This is a genomic window from Asticcacaulis sp. P2_C5, assembly GCF_056404555.1.
The window spans coordinates 1-3,007 of record NZ_JBFUDU010000032.1 but is presented as its reverse complement, the minus strand read 5'-3'; the positions used below and the strand labels follow the sequence as shown (position 1 = coordinate 3,007).

The 3,007-nt window shown below is 59.9% G+C and carries 1 protein-coding gene; it reads left to right on the top strand.

All coding sequences use genetic code 11. From position 1 onward, the window contains the following. Nucleotides 1–3,007: hypothetical protein (locus AC1DXO_RS26060; protein WP_476981133.1), on the top strand; the 3,007-nt coding region annotated here is incomplete at both ends.

Here is a 3,007-nt window from a genome sequence, read left to right as displayed (position 1 = left end):
CTACGACATCTTCGGCAACCGGACCAATATGACCGAGGCCGTCGGCGCGACGGAACAGCGTAGCACATTCTACGAATACGACACCAATAACCGGCTGAAGAAGCAGACTGGCGATACCGTGCCGCTCAACGGTGGCCCGGCCCTGGTTACGCTTATCCAGGACTTCCAGTACGACAAGCGCGGCAATCTGGTCTATTCCAAGGATGCCGCCGGCGGCGTCACCGTCACCTACTACGACAAGATGGACCGAAAGTCGCTGCAGGTCGACGCCCTGGGCTACGCCACGGCCTGGACCTATGACGACAACGGCAATGTCCTGACGCAGAAGTCTTATGACACCAAGGTAACCACCTCGACGGATCTCACGGTTGTGCCCGTTCCAACCGGCACCTTCCGCGAGACCGACTACAGCTACGACAAGGAAAGCCGGCTGCTGTCGACGACTGTCAAGACCGTGCTCACGGGAAGCTGGGACAGCACCGCAAACAATGGCAACGGCGCCTGGACAGTGGCGACAGCGACGGACTTGACGACCAGCGCAACCTATGACGCCAACGGCAATCTGGTCACCCAGACAGACGGCAATGGCAAGAGCATCTACACCTATTATGACAAGCTGGGCCGCAAGGTGTCGCAGGTCGACCAGGACAACTATCTGACGACCTACAAATACGACTCCGAGGGCAATGTCACCGAGCAGGTGCAGTATGCCAGGAAGCTGAGCGGGACCTCTGCCACCTGGGGCAGCCCACCGACGACGCCAACGGCGGATGCCAACGACGCGGACCGCACGACGACCTTTATCTATGACCACAATGGCCATGTGAAGTCGCAGACGCGCGTGGGCGGCAGCTATTGGACGGTCGACGACGGCACAAACAGCACGACCGCCGGCGCCATGCACAATCTGACTGGCAATCTTGTCGTCAACTTCACCTACAACGAACTGGGCCTGGTGTCGCGCCGGACCGAGGCCAACAATGACTACACCGACTATGTCTATGACGGCCTGGGCCGCGTGGCGCGGGTGACCACCGGCAATGTCGGCGCGGGCAATACCGACACCGCCAATGTGATGACCACTCAGACGACCTATAACGGCCTGGGCGATGTGGCGACGACAATTGTCGGCGCCGGCGCCGGCGCCGCGGTCGAAGAAAAGACCACCTATACCTACGGCATCGGCGGGCGCCTGCTCAACAGGAAGGATGCTGTCGACTACGTCGTCAACTATGGCTACGACGCCAATGGCCGCCAGACGGTCGAAAGCTATCTGCGCAATGGCGTTACCGAAGGCACCCTGACCACCTACGACGCCCTGGGGCACGTCATCCGGACAGCCAAGGCGACTCTGTCGGGTTCGACCTGGACGAATGGCGACACGACCAGTGACGCCTTCTACAATGCCTTCGGCGAGGTCATCGCCCGCGGCACCAATACCGGAATCAATACCAGCGCTGCGCCCGACATCACCAGGGCGCAGATGTTCGCCGACTATGATGCTGCCGGCCGTGTATGGCGCAGCAATATGGACGACGGTATCACCAAGGTCTTCGGCTATGACGGCAACGGCAATGCCACTGTGCAGATCGTCAGCCAGGGTGGGATCAACCTGGCAACTACGGCGGATCTCAGTGCCGCCCTGCTTTTGACCGGTACGATCAAGACTTACAGCCTCTACGATAGCCGCAACGAACTGGTCGATACAAAGCGTCCGACCAGCGTCAATCTCGACAACACGGTGTCGAGTGGCGGCAATCTGGGAGTCGGCGCGGCCGGAACGGTTACGGTCGCCCTGACCAATGCCGGTGCAGCGGTAGGGGCCTATACTGTGGCTACCATCAAGGTGTCGCTGAGCAGTTCGTTCATGACGACGCATAACGGTAACGGCAAGATCTACGTCAGCATCACCGCCCCCGACGGCCAAGGGCAAACCTCGCTGCCGATCAACGCAGGCACGCTCGACCTCGGCACCTACACCTGCAACTTCATGACCACAACACCGGCGCCACCCAACGGACCCTACCAGCCGCTTATGTATGTAACAGTCTATCAACTGGCTTCGGACGGTTCGCATATCGTCCTGTATGATCCGGCAGGCTACGATCTGAATGGACAACCCCAATTCTTAAAAGCAGTTTGCTATGTCGACGCCCAGTTTACCGACACCAAGATCGCGCAGACCGGTGTCGGCCTGACGATCCAGAACCTGGATCCGGCGACCGCCTCGGTGAAGGTCTATGTCCGACCGTTTAACTCGACGGGCAATTACACGCTGGCCAGTGCGCTCCCGATTTATGACCCCAGCGGCAATCCAATTCCCGGCTCTTACAATATCGATCCCTACCTGGCGCCATTCAACGGCGTGCTGAACAGCAGTTGGGAGATCAAGTATATTGCCCGCGACGCCAACAACAACATCGTCGACGCCAAGGCAGGTAAGGTCTCGTCCGGCGCCAGCGCGCCGCTCAGCCTGACGCTCGACAGCCTGGCCGCCACCCAGGTATTCAACGCAACGGATCTGGGCGGTGGCTTCTACAGCCTGGCGACGACCACCCTGACCTCCGGCTATAGCGATACCTCACAGACCTTTAACGCCTTCGGCGACGTCAAGACCCAGACCGACGCCAACAACCACACCACCACCTTTACCTACGACGTCATGGGCAACCTGACCCGGAAGTCGAGTGCGGCTGTGACCGTAGTCGGCGAAAACGGCCAGCCGAGCGCGACCCCGGTCAATATCAACGAAGACTACCGCTATGACCAGTCGGGCCGCCTGGTCGGCCGCGTCGACGGTAATGGTTTTATCACCAGCCAGCGTCTGCTGGCCGGCACTGGCTTTGGCGGGACCCAGGCCCTGGTCACCGACCAGTACAATCCGATCACCAACGACACGGTTAAAACCCGTTACGACGTCTTCAACAATGCGATCAAGCAGATCGACGCCACCCTGGTCGAGACCAACTATGTCTTCGACAAGGACAACCGCCTGACCTCGGTCAAG